We start from the raw sequence: 18,562 nt of genomic DNA on the forward strand, positions 1-18,562 counted from the left end.
CTATCTGATACTTTTATAGGCCGCGAGCGCCCGTTCGCGGCTCATGGCAAGATCAACGACAGGATCGGGGTAGCCCCCGGTTCTTTCTTTTTCTACTTTCCAGGGCTTGTGGATTTCATCCCCGTCCAGATCGGCAAGCTCCGGCACCCATTTGCGAATATATTTCCCCTGAGGATCGAACTTCTGTCCCTGTGTAACAGGATTGAAAATGCGAAAATAGGGCGCGGCATCAGCGCCCGAACCCGCCACCCACTGCCAGCCAGCACTGTTATTGGCGAGGTCCGCGTCAACCAGTGTGTCCCGAAACCAGTCCGCCCCCGCCTGCCAGGGGATCAGCAGGTTCTTGGTGAGGAATGAGGCCACAATCATGCGCACCCGGTTGTGCATGAAACCGGTCTGCCACAGTTCCCGCATGCCCGCATCCACCAGCGGATAACCGGTCCTGCCCTGCTGCCAGCCTTGGAGGAGTTCCTCATCCTCCTGCCAGGGGAAAGCTTCAAATTCCGGCCGGAAGGGCTTTTCCGCGATATGCGGAAAATGGTATAGTAAGTGGGTGCTGAACTCCCGCCACCCCAGTTCGCTGCGAAACTTTGTCACAGACTCACCCGCGCTTTTAAGCTCCTCGAACGGCTGCAGCCTGTTCCAGATATCGCGAACACTGATTTCCCCGAAATGGAGATGGGGGGAAAGCCGGGAAATTGCGTCTGCCGCCGGAAAGTCTCTTTTTCCGGCATAGTCCTGCAGTTTTTCCTCAAGAAAGCGATCGAATCTGTCCAGCGCCCCTTTCTCCCCCGGTGTCCAGCACCAGGCCAGTCCGCCGGACCAGTCCGGCCCGGTGGGCAAAAGCCCCCAGTTCTTCATATCCTCTGACGCAGTGGTCTGCCCTGCTCCCTTCAGAGGAGGAACAGACAACACCCCCTCACCGGCAATCTGACTGCGTGCCTGACGCCAGTAAGGGGTAAATACTCTGTAGGGGTTACCTTGCCCGGTCTTCACCTCCCAGGGTTCATTGAGCAAGCTGGCATTATATGTCCTGACCTCCAGCCCCATGTCCTGGAAATGTTCTTTGATCCTGGCATCACGCGCTATGGCCCAGGGTTCATAGAGCCGGTTCCAATGGATCGTCGTAACACCCGCATCCTCTACCAGCCCTTCCAGAATCTGCAACGGGTCGCCACGGCGAAGGACCAGGCGACAGCCACGCTTTTCCAGTTCATCCTGCAGGGCGCACAGGCTATGATGCAGCCACCAGCGGCTTGCCCCGCCCATCGGTGAATGTTCCTTTTCATCCAGAAGATAGGTGACCAAAACCGGACCGCGCCGGGCCGCATGATAAAGGGCCGGATTGTCAAGAAGCCGGAGATCCCGGCGAAGCCATACAAGTGTTGTCATATTACTGTTCCCGACACATCTTACGACAAATCCCCGGGATAAAAATGAAAAAACCACCCTTCCGACAGAAGGGTGGTCCTCAACTTACTATCTGCATCAATGGCAAGATCAGTTTTTAAGCTGCTCGCGGGCTTCGGCCAGCTTGTCTTCCATTTCGCGACGCAGCTGGTGCTCGGAAACCTCGACGCCTTTTGCATCCAGGTCGCCCTTGACCTTGCGGTAAACATCCTCGTGGCCTGCTTCTTCAAAATCTGCTTCCACCACTTCCTTTGCGTAAGCACTGGCGGCATCACCATCAAGGCCCATCAGTCCAGCGGCCCAAAGTCCGAGAAGCTTGTTGCGCCGCGCAACGATCTTGAATTCGTTCTCTTCATCCTTGGCATATTTCTTTTCGAATGTCTGTTCCCGGTCTTCAAACTGGGTCATTTTTCTAAACTCCATGTTGCGTCACGTTCGTGACAGTAATCTTTGTGGTCATATGTACGCCATTCAGACAAAGGTTTCCATATTTTTTATATAGGAATTTTGTTGCAGGTTTTTAAGGCCTTTTTATCGCTTTGGCTCATTGAATTTGACAATTTTATGATATATGTTCGCCTCGCTTGATTCTTAATCTTTATAACTTTTAAGGTTCCCCACATGACAAAGGGCGTGAAACTTTATGAGGGCAAGGCCAAAACTCTTTACGAGGGGCCTGAACCCGGCACTATTATTCAATATTTCAAAGATGACGCCACCGCCTTCAATAACGTCAAAAAAGGTACGATTGCAGGCAAGGGAATCATAAACAACAGGATTACCGACCTGGTCATGACCCGTCTTGCAGGCATCGGCATTCCGACCCATTATATCAAGCGTTTGTCGGATCGGGAACAACTGGTCAAGAAAGTGGAAATCGTCCCGCTAGAGGTCATTGTCCGCAATATTGCCGCCGGTTCCATGAGTAAGAAATTCGGTGTCGAGGAAGGCACACGCCTGGCCCGGCCGATCGTCGAATTCTCGCTTAAGAATGACGACCTGGGTGATCCCCTGATGGCAGAAGAGCACATCCTTGTTCTCGGACTTGCCAGCGAAGAGGAACTTGACGAAATTTTCAGCATGACCCTGCAGATCAATGATTTCCTCAGGGGCATGTTTGCCGCCATCGGCATCGAGCTTGTGGATTTCAAGCTGGAATACGGCCGCCTTGCGGAAGAAGATACGGTACAGCTGGTGCTGGCCGATGAATTCAGCCCCGACAACTGCCGTCTGTGGGATTTTGAAACCGGCGAAAAGCTGGACAAGGATCGTTTCCGCCGGGATATGGGCGGTGAAGTGGAAGCCTATCAGGAAGTGGCCCGCCGGCTGGGTATCTCCCTGGAGGCAGCAGAGTAACAACAAGACATTCAGAAAGGGATACACCGTGAAAGCACGTGTACATGTCACCTTGAAAAACGGCGTTCTTGACCCCCAGGGCAAGGCCATCCAGCACGCTCTCGCCGCGCTTGGCTTTGACGGTGTGGATGATGTGCGCCAGGGCAAATACATCGAACTGGATCTCGCCGAGACCGACAAAGCCAAGGCGGAAGCGGCTGTGGACGAGATGTGCAGGAAACTGCTGTCCAACACGGTGATTGAAAATTACGCCATTGAAATTGACTGACGCCCTCGCCCGAGGGCTTTAACTTATTTGGGATTTGCGTCTATGAAAAGCGCTGTAGTTGTTTTTCCGGCTTCCAACTGCGATCGGGACATGATCGTGGCCCTGGAAAAGATCACGGGACAAAAACCACATATCGTCTGGCATCAGGAGAGTGAAATTCCCGATGTTGACCTGATCGCCCTGCCCGGCGGTTTTTCCTTCGGGGATTATCTGCGCTGCGGCGCCATGGCGGCCCGCTCTCCGGCCATGAAAGAAGTGATTGCCCGGGCCGACAAAGGGGTCAATATTTTCGGGGTCTGCAACGGCTTTCAGGTTCTGACCGAAACCGGTCTCCTGCCCGGTGCCCTGATGCGCAATCAGAGCCTCAAGTTTGTCTGCAAACATGTTGATCTGAAAGTGGAAAATAATGACACCCCCTACACCAACGCCTATAAAAAGGGCCAGGTCATCAGCATTCCGGTAGCTCATCACGACGGCAACTATTTCGCCGACGACGAGACCCTTAAACAGCTTGAGGACGAAGGCCGGGTTGTGTTCCGTTATGTGGACAATCCCAACGGCTCCCGCAATGACATTGCGGGCATTATCAACAAGCGCAAGAATATTCTCGGCATGATGCCCCATCCGGAACGACTGATCGAAGATGCCCAGGGCGGCACCGACGGACGCGGATTTTTTGAAAGCATGCTGAACAGCCTGAATTAGGACCAGTGTTAGGAATTGGCACATGACGTGGAACAATAACGTAGAAATTACCGAAGAGCTGATCAAGGAACATGGCCTCAGCGCCGAAGAGTACCAGCTTGCCCTGAAAATTCTCGGCCGGACCCCGACCCTGACCGAGCTCGGTATTTTTTCTGTAATGTGGAGTGAGCACTGCTCCTATAAATCATCCAAGCTGCATCTGAAAACACTGCCGACAAAGGCGCCCTGGGTGATCCAGGGACCGGGCGAAAACGCCGGTGTAATCGATATTGGCGACGGCCAGGCTGCTATCTTCAAAATGGAAAGCCATAACCATCCGTCCTATATCGAGCCCTATCAGGGTGCAGCCACCGGTGTCGGTGGTATCCTGCGCGACGTCTTCACCATGGGCGCGCGCCCCATCGCCAATATGAATGCGCTTCGTTTCGGGTCTCCCGACCATCCGAAAACCCGCCATTTGCTGAGCGGTGTGATCGAAGGTATCGGCGGTTACGGTAACTGCGTGGGTGTCCCCACTGTAGGTGGCGAGACCAATTTCCATCCGTCCTATGACGGCAACATCCTGGTCAATGCCATGACCGTGGGCCTTGCCAATACGAACAAGATTTTCCTGTCCGCTGCCGCCGGTGTCGGCAATCCCGTGGTTTATGTAGGCTCCAAGACCGGACGTGACGGTATTCATGGCGCCACCATGGCCTCTGCAGAGTTTACCGAGGACAGCGAGGAAAAACGCCCGACCGTGCAGGTGGGCGACCCCTTCACCGAAAAACTCCTGATCGAAGCCTGCCTCGAGCTGATGGCCACAGACGCCATCGTCGCCATTCAGGACATGGGTGCAGCCGGCCTCACCTCTTCCTCCGTGGAGATGGCTTCCGGCGGCGGGGTTGGTTTCGAGCTTAACCTGGACAATGTGCCTCAGCGTGAAGAGCATATGACTCCTTACGAAATGATGCTGTCCGAAAGCCAGGAACGCATGCTGATGGTCCTGAAACCGGGCCGCGAAGGCGAAGCTGAAAAAATCTTCCGCAAGTGGGACCTGGATTTCGCCGTGATCGGAAAAATCACCGACACGGGTAACCTGACCCTCACCTTCAAGGGCGAGACCGTGGCTGACATTCCTGCCGGGCCGCTGGCTGATAACAGCCCGGAATATGACCGTCCGTGGGTAAAAAAGGATCCGGCAAAGGTGCTGTCCGCCAATGACGTTGCAGCCCCCAATGACCTTGGTGCAACGCTTCTGAAAATGGTCAGCTCCCCCAATCTCTGCAGCCGCAGCTGGATCTGGGAACAATATGACCATCAGGTCATGGCCGACACCATCCAGAAACCGGGCGGCGATTCCGCAGTGGTGCGCATCCATAACACGGACAAGGCTCTGGCCATTTCCACCGACTGTACCCCGCGCTATTGCTTTGCCGACCCTTACGAAGGCGGCAAACAGGCCGTGGTTGAAACCTGGCGCAACATCACCGCCGTTGGCGGCACACCGCTGGCCATCACCAACTGCCTCAACTTCGGCAATCCGGAACGCCCGGATATCATGGGCCAGTTTGTCGGCTGCATCGAGGGCCTGAAAGATGCCTGTAATGCGCTGGATTACCCGGTCGTCTCCGGTAACGTGTCCCTCTATAACGAAACCAACGGTACCGGCATTCATCCGACTCCGGCTATTGGCGGCGTTGGCCTGCTGAAAGACAGCACGAAAATGGCCACCATCGCTCCCAAAGCAGAAGGTGAAGTGCTGATCCTGGTGGGCGAGACCACCGGTCATCTGGGCTCATCCCTTTATCTGGATGTGATGGAAGGCCTTGAAGAAGGCGCCCCGCCGAAAGTGGATCTGGCGCTTGAGAAGAAAAACGGCGACTTTGTCCGCGGCCTGATCGAAACCGGAACGGTAAAAACCTGCCATGACCTTTCCGACGGCGGCCTGTTTGTTGGCCTCGCCGAAATGGTGATTGCTTCCGGACTTGGCATGAAAGTGCATCTGGAGAACGGCGATATTCCGCTCCATGCCTTTGGTTTCGGCGAAGACCAGGCCCGCTATATCCTGTCGGTCGCCCCCGAAAAGGCTGATGCCATACTGGCCAGTGCCCGTAGTGCAGAGGTATCCGCCTGCCGTCTGGGCACTGTGGGCGGCGAAACTCTCACCATTGAAGAGGCGCTTGTCGTTGCTGTCGCTGACCTGAAAAGTAATCACACGGAATGGATGCCGGGCTATATGGCCAGTTGATACGGCTCACGGAATGAAAATCAGGGCAGCAGGATAAGAATTCTGCTGCCTTTCTTTTTGGGGCATGTTAACAAATTGGTTGGTATTCTGTGCTAAATCCTTGTTAAATATGTAAAAGGAAAAACTGCGACAGGAAGAAGCAGGGGATGAAAATGATCTTTTTAATCGGCTCACCACGCAGCGGCACCACATGGGTCGCCAAGATCTTTGACAGCCATCCGGATGTCCTTTACCGGCACGAACCGGACTCCGTTGTTATTTCCGAAGAAGTCCCCTTCTTTCCCGCGTCCGCTGACATGGACAGGCTGATTCCGGCGACCCGGGACTATTTTTCAAAACTCTGGGATGTAAGACACCTGAAATCTGCAGGCTCCCTTCCTGTGTTTCCGAAAAGCTATTTCAGTTCCTTCATGAATGCCTTCCGGGCCAAGTTCCTCTTTACACTGAAAGTGATTGGCGCCGTCGCCCACCGTCTCGGCCTGCCGTCGGACGTCAAGGTACCTGCCATTTCCCGCAAAAAGATGGCAGCAGGCAAGATTGTGCCGGTGATGAAGTCGGTGAATTCCAACTGCCGCACCGGCCTCGTCGCCCGCGCCTTCCCCGAAGGAAAGGTCGTGCATATCCTGCGCCACCCTTGCGGTTATGTCTCTTCCCAGCTTAGAGGCCGCAAACTGAAACTGATGGAAGACGTTGTTTTCTATGAAGAAGTTTCCTCCATGCCGCTGGCCCGAGAGCGGGGCTGGACCGTGGAAAAACTGAAAGCCATGTCCCTTGAGGAACAGCTGGCCTGCACCTGGGTCTGCTTCAACGAAAAAGTCATGAAGGACATTCAGGGCCTGGAGAACTGTTACGACCTCGTCTATGAAGATCTTTGCGACGACCCCGTTGGTGTCGCCAAAAAGCTGTTCCAGTTTTGTGGGCTTTCCTATAACGATCAGACCGACGCCTTCCTGCAAAGCAGCTTGAATTATGAGGGTGGCCCGGAAAAATACCACCAGACTGTCCGCGATCCGAAAACAGCAGCGGAGAAATGGAAAAACGAGCTGGATGCCGAGCAGGTGGCCAAGATCAGGAACATTGTCTCCGGCACCATCGCCGGTGACAAATATGCCGATCGTTTCGCCTGATCACTCATGTAAAAAAATCACTTTTCCCCTTCAAACTTCAGACATTCGCCCCCATATACAGGCCAGTTGTCTTGACGTGATTTTGGCCAGATGCCAAACTGCGTTGATCAGACTTAACTGGAGTAAAACGATAATGGCAATGGATGCTGCAGAAATTGAGAAACTGATAAAGGAAAGTCTTCCCGACGCAAAGGTCACCATCCAGGACCTGCGCGGTGACGGCGACCACTATGCGGCCCATGTGGTCTCGAGTGCCTTTAAAGGAAAAAGCAGGGTACAACAGCATCAGATGGTCTATAAGGCCCTTAAAGGCAATATGGGCGGCGCCCTGCATGCGCTTGCCCTTCAGACCTCAGCAGAATAATCACACGAAATTCAGGGACAAGTACAAATGAGCAATCCGGTTTTTAATCGTATCGAGGATGATATCAAAAACAGCGATATCGTTCTTTACATGAAAGGCAGCCCGATGTTTCCCCAGTGCGGATTTTCCGCCGCAGTCATCGAAGTGCTGAACTATTACAATGTGGACTTTGAAGCCTTTGACGTGCTTCAGGACCCGGCTTTGCGTGAAGGCATTAAAGAATTCAGCGAATGGCCGACCATCCCCCAGCTCTATGTTAAGGGCGAGTTCATCGGCGGGTGCGATATCATTCGCGAAATGGCCGCCTCGGGCGAACTGATCGAAGTCTTCGAAAAGAACGACATCAAGCCGAAAAGCTGATCATAGTAAAGCGCCCCGACGAACAATTGCCGGGGCGCTTCTTTACCCAATAAACAAATCAAATTCCGCGGCGCGGAACGTCACCCCGCACGCTGTCGGTACTGTCAAAGAAACAGTTTACCAGGTCAGCGCTCGGAAATACTATTGATGAATTCCTCTATTTTAGCCTGTTTCTCTTCCAGGTTATTCTCATCCTCGCCAGATGTTTCGCGGAAACAGATTTCCAGATCATCCACCAGATTAGCCATTGCGGAATAGAGTGTCTTGCCGTCAACCGGCTTGCTTATATAGTCATCCATACCCTGCAATAAATAAGTTTCCCGATCGCCGGCCATGGCATTCGCCGTGAGGGCAATAATCGGTGTCTTGCTCTTTTTCCCCCGCAGTTCCCTGATCCGCCTTGTCGCTTCGAGCCCATCCATTTCCGGCATGTGAATGTCCATGAGAACCAGATCGAAATCACCATCTCGAACCGCCTGCAGGGCTTCAACACCATTCTGGACAAACTGTAGTGTCAGATCGTCCACCTTGAGCATGGCCTGCACAACCACCCGGTTGATATGATTGTCTTCTGCGGCCAGCACTTTCACCGGGGCCTTGCAGACAAGCCCCATCTTCTGACCAGCCTCGATTTCCTGAAGCCCTTCTCCGTTCTCGGGAATGCTTTCCTGCGCGAGCCTGACTGTAAAGCTGAAGGATGACCCCTTGCCCGGCACACTGCTGAGAGAAATCTCTCCACCCATCAGGGAGACGATCTCGCGGCATATAGCCAGTCCGAGACCGGAACCGCCAAATTTCCGTGTGGTCGATGTGTCCCCCTGGCTGAATTTTTCGAAAAGATGGGCTTCCTGCTCCATATCCAGGCCAATACCCGTGTCAATCACGGTAAATTTCAAAACCCCGGTCTCTTTTTCATCAGCAGCAAGGGAAATCCTGATCATGATGCTGCCCTGCATGGTAAACTTGACGGCATTGCTGACCAGGTTATGCAGAACCTGCCGTAAGCGCACAGGATCGCCGCGCCAGCGACGATCAGCTGCCTCCTCGAGATTTACCTTATATTCCAGTCCCTTGGCTCGGATCCGTGCTTCCCAGAGGTCCGATATCTCCTGCAGTATCTGGCTAAGGTCAAAGGAGACATGTTCCAGCTCCATTTTCCCGGATTCCACCTTGGTCAGATCAAGAATGTCATTCAGAAGCTGTAACAGAATTTTGCCCGACCTCACTGCGGTTTTGAGGTAGCCCTCCTGCTTGTCATCCAGCCGTGTATCCTTGAGAAGAGCCAGCATTCCGAGCATGCCGTTCATCGGGGTCCTGATTTCATGGCTCATGGCGGCAAGGAAATCACTTTTTGCCCGGTTGGCCTGCTCTGCGTCTTTCCGGGAGCGCTTGTTTTCTTCCACGACCTTTTCATATGCCGCCTGTTTTTCCTTAAGCTGGCTATATGTCAGTTCAAGCTCAGTTACCTGTTTCTCCAGCAGCTTCTCCTGTTCCTCGGCCACATGCTTTTCCTTCAGCGCGACCTCGGCAAGATGCTTATTGACGATTTTAAGGTAGGCGGAATTGCGTATGCTGCTCTCGATATTCCGGGCAAGAAGGTTGGTGAACAGGGTATAGAATCCCACCATTGTCGCCATTTCGAACCGCCCCGTGACAATAAAATAGCCAATTGCGGAAAACAGCGGCGGAATATTAAACAAAAGATAAGACTGGAAACTGGACGCCGAAGATACCAGCGCCCCGGCCGTCATACCGGATATGGTAAAGATAACAATCAGGATATCTTCCGGGGCCGACGTCAGTATCAGAAAGCCAATCATCGAGGCCCAGACAACGCCCGTTAGAAACGTACCAGCCTGGTAGATCCTGTACCATTTGTCGACGGTACTCATCCAGTCCGATAAATTATACAGATGCCAGGAAACAAACCTCAGGCCGCAGACCATAAACATGGCGCCCAGCCAGATAAACAGGACATTTTGCAGGACCGGCTGATAAAGGGCCCAGAAAACAAAAGAGGCAATCAGTATATTGCAGACCGCCACAAAGGGGATGCCCTTGTAAAAAAGGGCAAGCTGGTCAAGCCGGTAATCCCGATCAATCTGCTCCTGGTTGAGAGCCATACTCTGACCGAACGCCGGTGACAACGGGGAAATCGGCTCCTTGTTGACCGAAAACAAAAACAATTCCTGCTACTCCATGAAAACTTCTGGTTGTCAGAGTATGACGTCATCGTTAATTTTTTACTAGCGATGACGCTACATTTGACTTTTCTTATATTTATTTTCCGGCAGACATACAACCCTGGCGGAATAAAGTCCCCCAGGGTTCGAAATTAAAAAAGCCGCTCCGGAAAGAGCGGCCTTTTCAGATTAAGTATCGATACCGATTAGCGTGAGTAGAACTCGACGATCAGGTTCGGTTCCATCTGCACCGGATAGGGAATTTCATCCAGGACCGGCTGACGCAGGAAAGTCACCTTGTAGCCGTTATCTTCAACAGTAAGATATTCCGGCACTTCACGCTCGGCTGATTCCAGACCCTGGATTACCATCGGCACCTGACGTGATTTCTCACGGATTTCAATCACATCGCCCGGCTTCACCTGGTAAGAGGGGATATTCACTTTCTTGCCGTTCACTTTCACATGTCCGTGGTTCACGAACTGGCGTGAGGCAAAAACAGTCGGTACGAATTTGGCGCGATAAACTACCGCATCCAGACGACGCTCCAGCAGACCTACGAGGATTTCACCAGTGTCACCTTTCTGGCGATCGGCTTCCTTGTAGATGCGTTTGAACTGTTTTTCAGTGATATTGCCATAGTAGCCTTTCAGCTTCTGTTTGGCGCGCAGCTGAATACCGAAGTCGGACAGTTTGCCGCGACGACCCTGGCCGTGCTGGCCCGGTCCATATTCGCGACGGTTTACGGGAGACTTCGGACGACCCCAGATGTTTTCGCCCAACCGGCGGTCGATTTTATACTTGGATTGAATTCGTTTTGTCATGTTCTCGAATCGCTTGTGTTAAGAGTTAAAATTCAGCGCCGCAGCCCCGATTCCGACAATGGAGGAAACAGACTGCGCAACCCGGGAACTGCCCCCGAGTCATTACGATGGGCGGAATATATAGGGATAAGTCTCAGAGTCAACGGGAAAAGGCGGGAAATACAGGGAAAACCCTTTATTTCTTCCCGGTTTTACCTTTTTCCGCCTTTTCCTTCTGCCATTCCGGACCGCCGCCGGTGGCGAGCGAGCGGATGACCCCGCGGAGCGTCCTGACCTCTTCCTGGGTAAACTGGGCCCGGGTCAGCATGTTGCGCAGGTTCCGCACCATGGTCGGACGGCGCTTTTCATGACGCAGATAGCCCGCCTCCATCAGTTCCCCTTCCAGATGGTCGAACAGCTGCTGCATCTCCTCGCCCGTCGCGGGCGTGGTTTCCAGCGTCGGGGTATAACTTTCCGGGGTCTGGTCCCCAGCCTGAAACCATTCATAGGCCAACACCACGACCGCCTGGGCCAGGTTAAGACTGGCGAAGGCGGGATTGAGCGGCACCGAGACAATGGCATCACAGGGGGCCACATCCTCATTCCTGAGTCCGGCCTTTTCCGGCCCGAACAACAGGCCCACTTTCAAGCCCTGGTCCACCCTGTCCCGCATCACTTCTGCACATTTGCGGGGGGTGATGATCGGTTTGACCATATCGCGCATGCGGGCCGTGGTGGCATAAACATGATGCAGGTCCTGGATGGCATCCGCCGTAGTGGCATAAACCTTGGCATTTTCCAGCACCACATCGGCTCCGGCTGCCGCCGGCCAGGCGGCTTCATTGGGCCAGCCGTCCCGCGGAGCGACAAGGCGCAGGTCCGTCAGGCCGAAATTATACATAGCCCGGACTACCTTGCCGATATTCTCGCCAAGCTGCGCCCCGACCAGGATGATGGCCGGACCGTTGTCATGAAGGATGGGGGCTTGAGTGCTGTCTGTTCCGGCCATGGTCTAGTCGATCTTGATCCACAGGCATTTGGAAACACCCAGAAGTTCACCATCCCTTGAATAGATAGCGGCGCCGGACAGCATCTTGCGGCTTTCATCCCGTTTGATCGGCCAGGCAACAACGATATAATCTTCGTTCTTGTCCAGTTCCCGTTTCAGCACCAGCTTCTGGTTGGCGATCAGGGCCTTTTCGCCGGGCTCGAAGATGGCCCAGGCGCTGGGACAATCCAGAACGGCGGCCATTTCCCGCTGAGAGATTTTGTCGCCCTCAAGATAGAGATGCGGCCGCCAGACACAGGCGATCAGCCCATCGTCGCGACCGGCCACAGGACCGGTCATCAGGTGCGGCGCGTCATGGGGATCGCGTTTGTCGCCACAGATGTAACACTCGCGGAAGGGATTATAGGCCGGAAACACGACCGCCTTCTCAGCGGCCAGCGCCTCATCAAAGGTCACAGGTCCGGGCACATCGGCCAGCACAGCATCCGTATCATCGAACTCTTCTCCCTGCACGATCAGGGTGTCGTCCTGCATCAGGCTGGATTTGCCGTCTTTCAGTTCCAGGGTCAGCGGCACTTCCATGGGGATCGGCTTGAACAGGTTGACCTGGGCCGTCACCGGATAGGGTTTCTCCAAAGCCTCTACGGCGAGCCCGATGGCATAACCGCCGTTGGCGCCAAACGGCGGGCCCTGGTATTTTTTATCGATGATCAATTGTTCTGACATGGTTACTGCCTTTCCCAGGTGGTGCCCTCGGGCCCGTCTTTCAGGATTACGCCTTGAGCGGCCAGTTCATCCCTGATCTGATCTGCATGGGCGAAGTCCTTGTTTTTCTTAGAGATTGCCCGTTCATTGATAAGCTTTTGGATTTCGTCGTCAGAAATCGCGCCCTCGGCCACCTCGACTTTGAACCAGTCCTGATCCAGCAGTAAACCAAGGAGCTGAGCAGAAACTTTCAAATCAACACCATTCTGAAGTCTTTGCTCTTCAGTAATATCTGTTCGAGTTGAAAAAAGAGAAATTGCATCATCAACCTGATCATCCATAGGCTCTAAACGATTATCCATAATAATTTGAGCCTTCTCTCGCGGATTGCTGGCCTCCTTTGCAAGCTTATTCAATTCTGCGATTGCTTTTGGTGTATTCAAGTCATCCCTCAAAGCGTGCAGAACATCGTCAGAGACTTTTCCTATAATCTCATTTTCTTTGCTCAACTCTTTGATTTTCTTTTCTGCTTCGTTGCAAACCCGGTACCAGCGGTCAAGCTGCTTTTTCGCCTGCTGAATACCGGAGCGGCTGAAATCCAGCGGCTGGCGATAGTGGGCAGAAAGCAGCGCCATGCGGATCGCTTCGCCCTTGACGCCTTCCTCCAGCAGTTCATGGACTGTGATGAAATTGCCCAGGGACTTGGACATTTTCTCACCTTCCACAGTCAAATATCCGTTATGCATCCAGTAGCGCGCCAGCGGCGCGCCGTCATGGGCGCAGCGGCTCTGGGCGATTTCGTTCTCATGGTGCGGGAAAATCAGATCAAGCCCGCCGCCATGGATGTCGATGGTTTCGCCCAGCACATCCTCGATCATGCAGCTGCATTCCAGGTGCCAGCCGGGCCGACCCCGGCCCCAGGGGCTGTCCCAGCCGGGCTGGTCGTCTGTACTCGGTTTCCACAGCACAAAATCGGTGGGGTCTCTTTTATAGCTCGCCACCTCGACCCGGGCCCCGGCAATCAGCTCGTCCAGGGTACGGTTACTGAGCTCGCCATAATTTTCCATGCTCGGCACATTGAACAGCACATGACCGTCCGCTTCGTAGGCATGGCCCTTTTCGATCAGGGTTTCCACCATGCGGATCATCTGGGGAATATAGTCGGTCGCCCGGGGCCGTTCATCCGGCAGCTCCGCATTCAGCGCACCCATATCCTCTTCATAGATGCGGGTGAATTTTTCCGTGATGGCGGAAATATCCTCACCGCTTTCCCGGGCGGCTTCGATAATCTTGTCATCGATGTCCGTGATGTTGCGGGCATAGGTGAGCTTGGGATAATCATGGCGCAACAGCCTGGCCAGCAGATCAAACACCACCACCGGGCGGGCGTTACCCACATGGGCATAGTTATAGACCGTAGGTCCGCAGACATACATTTTCACATGGGCGGGGTCGAGAGGAACGAACGCCTTCTTCTTCTTCGTCAGCGTGTTGTAAACCTCCAGTGTCATGATGTCTCACCCCGCAGTCTGTCGACCAGCTTATCGCGGCCGATCAGCGGCAGCAAGGGGGCCATTTCCGGGCCATGGTCCATGCCGGTGATGGCCTGCCGCAACGGCAGGAACAGAGCCTTGCCCTTGGTGCCTGTGGCGTCCTTGATCGCCGTGGTCCAGGCCTTCCAGCTGGTTTCATCCAGGTCACCTTCCGGAAGCAGGCTCAGAGCTTTGGTCATAAAGTCCTTATCCTCGATAATCGGGACAACCGGTCCGTTGACAAGTTTCGCCCAGCCCTGCACATCGGACAATTTATTAATGTTAGGCCTTAAAGTTTGCCACAAAGCCTTTGAAATTCCTTCCATTTCCTGCCTGATATTCACCTGATCATAGTCGGTCATATGCAGGATTTTGGCGTTCAGAACTTCCAGGTCATGGGGATCGAACTTGGCCGTGGAGCGACTGTAGCTGGAGAAATCGAAGCCCTCAATTAACGGCTCGAGCGTAGTGAAAGGCTCCACATCCATATTCGAACCGAGCCTCGCAAGAAGGCAGTTGATGGCCATGGGCTCGAAACCTTCCTCTTCCCGATAGCTTTCGATGCTGGCGGTGCCGAAGCGCTTGGAAAGCCCCTCGCCGCCCTTGCCGGTCAGCAGGCTGAAATGGGCATAGGCTGGTGTCTTGCCGCCCAGGGCTTCAAAGATCTGGGTCTGGACTGCGCTGTTGGTGGCATGGTCCTCGCCACGCATGATATGGGTGATGCCATACTCGATATCATCCACCACCGACGGCAGGGTATAGAGGTAAGAGCCATCCTCCCGGATCAGGATCGGATCGCTCAGCGCTTCCAGATCAAAACTCTGATGGCCCTTGACCAGGTCTTCCCATTCCACACGGGCGGGCAAATCCAGCTTGAACCGCCAGTGGGGTTTGCGCCCTTCCACTTCATAGGCGGCGATCTGCTCCAAGGTCAGCTTCAATGCCTCCCGGTCATAGACCGGCGGCTTGCCCTGTCCCAGCTTGATCTTGCGTTTGAGGTCCAGTTCCACAGCCGTTTCATAACAGGGATAAAGCCGTCCTTCGGCTTTCAGCTTTTCCGCCGCCGCATCATATTTTTCCATGCAGTCCGACTGGCGGAAACAATCGTCCCAGTCTAGCCCCAGCCATGTGAGGTCGATCTTGATCAGTTCGGCAAATTCTTCCGTAGAGCGTTCCCGGTCGGTATCGTCCAGACGCAGGATGAACTCCCCCCCCTGCTGGCGGGCAAACAGCCAGTTGACCAAAGCGGTTCGGACATTGCCCACATGAATCTTGCCGGTCGGGCTTGGCGCAAAGCGTACTTTTACAGTCATTTATTATCTCTCTGGTATTTCCCTGTAACCCGAAGTTTTGTCAGGCATCCAGATCCTGCAGACGCGCATTTCGATAACCATGCGTAATCGGATAACGCCGGTCACGTCCGAAATTGCGTCGGGTGATTTTAACCCCCGGGGGCGACTGACGTCTTTTATATTCTGCCACATAGAGCAAATGCTCGATCCGTGCAACCGTTTCTGCATCATGGCCCCGGGCAACAATCTCCTTGAACGCCAGTTCCTTCTCGATCAGGCATTCCAGAATATCATCCAGAATATCATAGGGTGGCAAGCTGTCTTCGTCTTTCTGGTCGGGACGCAGCTCGGCTGTCGGCGGTTTGGAAATGATATTTTCCGGAATCACCTGGCCATCCGGACCAAGCCCGCCGACCGGGTGTTCCTCATTGCGCCACTGACACAGCTTGAAAACATCCGTCTTGTAGATGTCCTTGAGTACGGAATAACCGCCACACATATCGCCGTACAGGGTGGCGTATCCCACAGACATCTCCGACTTGTTGCCGGTGGTCAGAACCATGTAGCCGAATTTGTTGCTGATCGCCATCAGCAGCATGCCGCGAAAGCGGCTCTGGATATTTTCCTCGGTGATGTCCGGTTCTGTGCCGGCGAACTGGCCGGCCAGCATATCATCAAAGGCGTTTACCGCCGGGACAATGGGGATACTGTCGATACGGGCGCCCATCATTTCGGCGCACTGGGCGGCATCCAGCAGGCTTTCCTGGCTTGTATATTTGGACGGCATCATCACCAGATGAACCCGGTCCGCGCCCAGGGCATCCACCGCCACGGCGGCGCTGAGCGCACTGTCGATGCCACCGGACATGCCAAGGATTACACCGGGAAAGCGGTTCTTTTCCACATAGTCCCGAAGGCCCAGCATCATGGCCTGATACATGGCGGCGCTACCGTTGCCGGCCTTGCGAATGTCACCTTTTTCACAGACCCAGCCGGACGGCGTTCGGGTCCAGTCGGTGATGGTCAGGTCCTCGATCCAGCTTTCCACCTGAACAGCCAGCTCATAGTCCCTGTTCAGGACAAAGGTTCCGCCATCAAATACAAGTTCGTCCTGGCCGCCCACCTGGTTCACATAGATCAGTGGCAATTCGCTTTCCTGCACCCGTTTCAGGGCAAGCTGGAGGCGCTCGTTATATTTGCCGCGTTCGTAGGGCGATGCGTTTGTGACCACCAGGATTTCGGCCCCGGTCTCGGTAAGGCATTCCGTCACATCCGGATACCACATATCCTCGCAGATCACGATGCCGAGTTTGACACCGCGGAAATTGATCGGCCCCTGCAACGGCCCTTCGTCGAAGATGCGCATTTCGTCAAAAACGCCGTAGTTGGGCAGGTCATGCTTATAGCGTATCGCCGCCACCTTGCCACCCTCCAGCAGCAGGGCAGCATTATAGAGCTTCTGTTCTTCCGGTTTATCCCCGTCTGCGGTCCAGCAGCAGCCAATCAGCATGGCCGGGCCACCGTCCGCCGTGATCTTGGCGAGCTCTTTAACCTTGGCCATGGACTGACGCTGAAAAACGGGTTTCAGGACCAGATCTTCCGGCGGATAGCCAAGCAGGATCAGTTCGCTATAGACGACAATATCAGCCCCCCCGGCCGCTGCCCTGTCCCGCGCCTCGATAATCTTTCGGGCATTGCCTTCCAGATCACCTACGGTCGGGTTCAGGGTCGCCAGCGCGATCTTGAGACTGTTTGTCATCTTTACTCCTTAAGCCTGCCTCAGGACGCTTTCTTTTCTTCCGCCGCCCTGGCATCCCGCTCATCCTTCAGGCTTTCCGCAATCAGGAAAGCGAGTTCCAGGCTCTGACTGGCGTTGAGACGCGGATCACAATGGGTGTGATAGCGGTCCGCGAGCTTTTCGTCAGTGATGGCCTCGGCGCCGCCTGTGCACTCGGTCACATTCTGGCCGGTCATCTCGAAATGAACGCCACCCGCATAGGTGCCTTCCGCCTTATGGGCTTCGAAGAACTTGCGCACTTCCTTCAGCACCCGGTCAAAAGGACGGGTCTTGTAGCCGCTGGTGGACTTGATGGTATTGCCGTGCATGGGATCACAGGACCAGACCACGGTGCGGCCTTCTTCCTTGATCCGGCGGATCACCGGCGGCAACTTGTCTTCCACAATATCAGAGCCCATGCGACAAATCAGGGTAATGCGCCCGGCTTCATCCTGCGGGTTGAGTTTGTCCAGAATCCGGATCAGTTCATCCATGTCGGTTGTCGGCCCCACTTTCAGGCCGAGCGGATTGCCAATGCCGGAGAGAAAATCCACATGAGCCTCGTCAATCAGGCGGGTGCGATCACCAATCCACAGCATATGGCCGGAGGTGTCATACCACTGGCCGGTAGTGCTGTCGGTGCGGGTCATGGCTTCTTCATACCACAGAAGCAGAGCTTCGTGAGAAACATAGAAGTCGGTTCCCTGCAACTGGGGAATACCCGCATTGATGCCGCAGGCTTCCATGAAGCGCAGTGCCTCGTCAATACGATCGGCCATATCCTGATAGCGTTCCGCCGCCGGGCTGTGGGAGACGAAATCCAGGTTCCACTGATGCACCTTGTGCAAATTGGCATATCCGCCCTGGGCGAAAGCGCGCAGCAGGTTCAGTGTCGCCGCCGCCTGGCTGTAGGCCCGGAGCATGCGTTTCGGATCCGGGATACGGGATTCGGGTGTGAAGTCGATGCCATTGATGATATCACCGCGGTAGCTGGGCAGTTCCACATCGCCCTGCTTTTCCATGTCAGCACTACGCGGTTTGGCAAACTGGCCGGCCATGCGGCCCACCTTGACCACCGGGCAACTTGCCGCAAAGGTCAGGGCCACGGACATCTGCATCAGCACTCGGAAAGTATCCCGGATATTGTCGGCGCGGAACTCCGCAAAGCTTTCGGCGCAGTCGCCGCCCTGCAGCAGAAAGGCCTTGCCTGCCGCCACATCGGCCAGCTGGTCCTTCAGTCGGCGGGCTTCACCGGCAAAAACCAGCGGCGGGGATTTTTTCAGCTCAGCTTCAACAGCCTCCAGTTCCGCCTGATCGGGATACTCCGGAACCTGCCGGATCGGCTTTGATCTCCAGCTGTCAGGTGTCCAGTTCTTGGTCATCTTCAATTCCATTCACATCTTCAATTAACAAAGTGGCACTTCAGAGCCATTCATATAAG

General features: G+C 54.5%; 17 protein-coding genes. 7 read left to right on the forward strand and 10 right to left on the reverse strand.

Annotation, left to right across the window (positions count from 1 at the left end):
- Both ACN0YD_RS08830 and ACN0YD_RS08835 read right to left on the reverse strand, forming a co-directional pair.
- Positions 1-1,392, reverse strand: a complete 1,392-nt coding sequence (locus ACN0YD_RS08830; RefSeq protein WP_417318923.1) for a cryptochrome/photolyase family protein — start codon at positions 1,390-1,392, stop codon at positions 1-3.
- 108 nt (positions 1,393-1,500) lie between these two features.
- Positions 1,501-1,818, reverse strand: coding sequence for a DUF1476 domain-containing protein (locus ACN0YD_RS08835; protein ID WP_417318925.1), 318 nt, complete (start codon positions 1,816-1,818; stop codon positions 1,501-1,503).
- A gap of 213 nt (positions 1,819-2,031) precedes the next feature.
- Here ACN0YD_RS08835 and purC point away from each other — a divergent pair, with 213 nt between their 5' ends.
- From purC to grxD, 7 genes are all read left to right on the forward strand, one after another.
- Positions 2,032-2,766: a phosphoribosylaminoimidazolesuccinocarboxamide synthase gene (purC, locus tag ACN0YD_RS08840; RefSeq protein WP_417318927.1), complete on the forward strand. Its 735-nt coding sequence runs from the start codon at positions 2,032-2,034 to the stop codon at positions 2,764-2,766.
- 28 nt (positions 2,767-2,794) lie between these two features.
- Positions 2,795-3,034, forward strand: a complete 240-nt coding sequence (purS, locus tag ACN0YD_RS08845; RefSeq protein ID WP_417318929.1) for a phosphoribosylformylglycinamidine synthase subunit PurS — start codon at positions 2,795-2,797, stop codon at positions 3,032-3,034.
- A 42-nt stretch (positions 3,035-3,076) separates the two neighbouring features.
- A complete protein-coding gene (purQ, locus tag ACN0YD_RS08850; RefSeq protein WP_417318931.1) occupies positions 3,077-3,739 on the forward strand; it encodes a phosphoribosylformylglycinamidine synthase subunit PurQ in 663 nt (220 codons plus the stop codon).
- 22 nt (positions 3,740-3,761) lie between these two features.
- Positions 3,762-5,969 (forward strand): phosphoribosylformylglycinamidine synthase subunit PurL, encoded by a 2,208-nt coding sequence (gene purL, locus ACN0YD_RS08855; protein ID WP_417318933.1) that lies wholly within the window; start codon positions 3,762-3,764, stop codon positions 5,967-5,969.
- A gap of 152 nt (positions 5,970-6,121) precedes the next feature.
- Positions 6,122-7,096: a sulfotransferase family protein gene (locus ACN0YD_RS08860; protein ID WP_417318935.1), complete on the forward strand. Its 975-nt coding sequence runs from the start codon at positions 6,122-6,124 to the stop codon at positions 7,094-7,096.
- Positions 7,097-7,229: 133 nt separating this feature from the next.
- Positions 7,230-7,460, forward strand: a complete 231-nt coding sequence (locus ACN0YD_RS08865) for a BolA family protein (protein WP_417318937.1) — start codon at positions 7,230-7,232, stop codon at positions 7,458-7,460.
- Positions 7,461-7,487: 27 nt separating this feature from the next.
- Positions 7,488-7,820: a Grx4 family monothiol glutaredoxin gene (grxD, locus tag ACN0YD_RS08870; protein WP_417318939.1), complete on the forward strand. Its 333-nt coding sequence runs from the start codon at positions 7,488-7,490 to the stop codon at positions 7,818-7,820.
- A gap of 125 nt (positions 7,821-7,945) precedes the next feature.
- Here the strand turns inward: grxD and ACN0YD_RS08875 are convergent, their stop codons facing one another.
- From ACN0YD_RS08875 to ACN0YD_RS08910, 8 genes are all read right to left on the reverse strand, one after another.
- Positions 7,946-10,000, reverse strand: coding sequence for an ATP-binding protein (locus ACN0YD_RS08875; protein WP_417318941.1), 2,055 nt, complete (start codon positions 9,998-10,000; stop codon positions 7,946-7,948).
- Between the two features lie 209 nt (positions 10,001-10,209).
- Positions 10,210-10,827 (reverse strand): 30S ribosomal protein S4, encoded by a 618-nt coding sequence (gene rpsD, locus ACN0YD_RS08880; protein ID WP_417318943.1) that lies wholly within the window; start codon positions 10,825-10,827, stop codon positions 10,210-10,212.
- A gap of 175 nt (positions 10,828-11,002) precedes the next feature.
- The gene (locus ACN0YD_RS08885; protein WP_417318945.1) at positions 11,003-11,815 is read right to left on the reverse strand and encodes an RNA methyltransferase; all 813 of its coding nucleotides are present in this window, start codon (positions 11,813-11,815) and stop codon (positions 11,003-11,005) included.
- A gap of 3 nt (positions 11,816-11,818) precedes the next feature.
- Positions 11,819-12,541, reverse strand: a complete 723-nt coding sequence (locus ACN0YD_RS08890; protein WP_417318947.1) for a hypothetical protein — start codon at positions 12,539-12,541, stop codon at positions 11,819-11,821.
- 2 nt (positions 12,542-12,543) lie between these two features.
- Entirely contained in the window at positions 12,544-14,031 is a 1,488-nt protein-coding gene (gene cysS / locus ACN0YD_RS08895; RefSeq protein ID WP_417318949.1) for a cysteine--tRNA ligase, read from the reverse strand.
- Positions 14,028-15,365: a glutamate--tRNA ligase gene (gene gltX, locus ACN0YD_RS08900; RefSeq protein ID WP_417318951.1), complete on the reverse strand. Its 1,338-nt coding sequence runs from the start codon at positions 15,363-15,365 to the stop codon at positions 14,028-14,030. Before gltX ends, cysS begins: the two co-directional genes overlap by 4 nt.
- A 40-nt stretch (positions 15,366-15,405) precedes the next feature.
- Positions 15,406-17,103: an NAD+ synthase gene (locus tag ACN0YD_RS08905; RefSeq protein ID WP_417318953.1), complete on the reverse strand. Its 1,698-nt coding sequence runs from the start codon at positions 17,101-17,103 to the stop codon at positions 15,406-15,408.
- 20 nt (positions 17,104-17,123) lie between these two features.
- The gene (locus ACN0YD_RS08910; RefSeq protein WP_417318955.1) at positions 17,124-18,503 is read right to left on the reverse strand and encodes a class II 3-deoxy-7-phosphoheptulonate synthase; all 1,380 of its coding nucleotides are present in this window, start codon (positions 18,501-18,503) and stop codon (positions 17,124-17,126) included.
- Positions 18,504-18,562: the final 59 nt, after the last annotated feature.

Source organism: Emcibacter sp., assembly GCF_048269205.1.
In the GTDB taxonomy this organism is placed as follows: domain Bacteria; phylum Pseudomonadota; class Alphaproteobacteria; order Sphingomonadales; family Emcibacteraceae; genus Emcibacter.